Origin of the sequence: Terriglobus sp. YAF25 (assembly GCF_052113305.1) — a bacterium.
In the GTDB taxonomy this organism is placed as follows: Bacteria; Acidobacteriota; Terriglobia; order Terriglobales; family Acidobacteriaceae; genus Terriglobus.
In genome coordinates this window covers 1-2,287 of sequence record NZ_JBFRCY010000723.1, presented here as the reverse complement: position 1 = coordinate 2,287, position 2,287 = coordinate 1, and the positions used below count along the sequence as shown (strand labels likewise).

The following is a 2,287-nucleotide window of genomic DNA, read 5'->3' as shown; positions in this document are numbered from 1 at the left end:
CGGTAGCTGCAATCCGCATCCAGGGTGCAGATGATGTCCGCGCTTGCTGCGATCTCAAATCCGGTGCGGAATGCGGCGCCGACACCGAGATTGTTGGGGTGTGAAACCACTTTGTAAGAGGTCCCGTACGGTGCCGTCCGTGGCAGAAGCGCCACGGTACGGTCCGTACTTCCGTCGTCGATAAACAGGTAAAAGGTGATGTAGCGATCCTGCAGACTCCGCTGTAACTCCGCGAGCCGGATCCTGAGCACCTGCAGTGATTCCTGCTCATTGCAAACAGGTATGACTACAGCAACTCGAGGACGGCTAGGGCTATGTCGCGTGTCATGCATTCAATCTCTCCTTGTCTATCCCCGAGGCACCTTGTTTAGCAACGAACGATCTTGGAAGACACGATTCCGCGGGTGGCGTTGCGCGTGTCCACAACAAGTTGTGAATCGCGCACGATCGCCTCGTAGTCATAGTCAGAGTGATCAGTGGCAATAACGACGCAGTCGTAGTCAGCCAGACGATCCAGGGGAGTACATGTCATGCCCAGGTCGTAATGCCGTCCCCGGCCAACAGTTGGGAAGTATGGATCGTTATAGTCGACGCTTGCCTTCTCTTCCTGCAGCATCTCGATAATCTCGAGCGACGGAGACTCACGCAGGTCGTCGATATCTTTCTTGTAAGCGACACCGAGAACCAGGACCTTTGCCCCGTTCATCGATTTGCGGTGCGTGTTAAGAGCCTCTGAGACCGAGTGCACCACGTGACGAGGCATTCCCTCGTTGATCTCGCCGGCCAGCTCGATAAAGCGGGTGTGGAAGTTCCACTCCCGGGCCTTCCAGCTCAGATAGAAGGGATCGATTGGGATACAGTGACCACCCAGACCAGGACCGGGATAGAACGGCTGGAAACCGAACGGTTTGGTCGCGGCGGCATCGATGACCTCCCAGATGTCGATTCCCATCCGGAGTGAGAGCAGCTTGAGTTCGTTTACCATCGCGATGTTTACGCACCGGTAAATGTTTTCAAGCAGCTTGGTCATCTCTGCCGCCTGCGTCGATGAGACCGCAACTGTGCGGCCAAAAATATTCCCATAGAGCGCGCCTGCCAGCTTTCCGGCAACTGCGCCATGCCCGCCGATAACCTTCGGGATATCGCGGCGAGCCACAGTGTTATTGCCCGGATCCTCACGTTCAGGCGAGAACGCAACATAGAAGACATTCGCGTCTACATCCATACCCCGCTCATAGGCCTGAAGGCCTTCGGGGCAGCCACGGTCCAGGATGGGGATCAGCACCTCTTCGGTTGTGCCCGGATAAGTCGTACTCTCCAGAACGACCAATTGGCCCCGGACCAGCCATGGGGCGATGGATTCTGCTGTCTTTTGAATGAACGAGAGGTCAGGATCCCGATGATCCGTCAGCGGCGTGGGGACGCACATGATGATGGCATCCTGTTCGCTGATTTTGCTGAAATCGGTCGTCGCACGGAACCCGCGTGAACGGGCCATTTCAATTTCCGTCGCCGGAATGCGGAAGATATAGCTCTTCCCATCTTCCAACTGTTCCACTTTGCGGGCGTCAATATCGAAGCCCTGCACTGTAAAGCCCGCTTCCGATAGAAGAAGGGACAGGGGGAGACCAACATATCCAAGGCCGATAACACCGACCTTTGCGGTCTTCGCTTGGAGCTTTTCGAGCTGACGCTCCGCTTGACGAGTTTGCGTGGAGACGGTTACTAAGTTCATGCCGCGAAGATTGCACGGGATATGCCAAATCCTCTGGCCCAACTTAGCGATATTGCTGGAGCGCCACTCTGTAACTGCTTATTTGCGCTATCGTGCCCCTCTTTTGGGGTCCCGGATACCCGGCCAAAGAGGGGAAAAGTATGCAAAGAGTTGCGCGTAACCTGCCATTTTCGGGTGCAAATGGCAGGCTTCTGCTCCCTCTAAGGTGCGATCCGAATTGGCATAGAGATTGCTCCTGTGTCTGCATGCAGTTCATACAAGGAGACATGCACGATATGGGAGCTCGATTGAAGGTAGGAGTTGTGGGTCTGGGCGCCTGGGGCTGTAACGTTGCCCGGTGCCTCTATGAAATGCCCGAGTGCGACCTGGTGATCTGCAGCGATCTGAACGAGGGCCGCTGCTCGATGGCGCAACGCAACTGGAATGTGCAAACCGTTGCATCACTTGATGAAATGCTCGCGCAACACCCCGAGATCGAGGCTGTGGTCATCAGTTCTCCAGCTACGACCCATTACAGCCTCGCGAAGAAGGCGCTTCTTGCCGACAAAGATG

3 protein-coding genes are annotated in these 2,287 nt (G+C 55.8%); 1 reads left to right on the top strand and 2 read right to left on the bottom strand.

Annotated features, from left to right (window positions below; translation table 11 throughout):
- Window positions 1-251 (bottom strand): glycosyltransferase (locus tag AB4043_RS22895; RefSeq protein WP_442308197.1); only part of this gene is annotated, 251 nt, incomplete at its 3' end.
- Between the two features lie 116 nt (window positions 252-367).
- Window positions 368-1,735 carry a nucleotide sugar dehydrogenase gene (locus AB4043_RS22890; protein ID WP_442299059.1) on the bottom strand — a complete coding sequence of 456 codons (1,368 nt, stop codon included), beginning with the start codon at window positions 1,733-1,735 and terminating at the stop codon, window positions 368-370.
- Window positions 1,736-2,010: 275 nt separating this feature from the next.
- On the opposite strand from AB4043_RS22890, the gene AB4043_RS22885 reads away from it, so the two are divergent.
- Window positions 2,011-2,287, top strand: a 277-nt coding sequence (locus AB4043_RS22885; RefSeq protein ID WP_442308196.1) for a Gfo/Idh/MocA family protein, incomplete at its 3' end; no start/stop codon positions are given.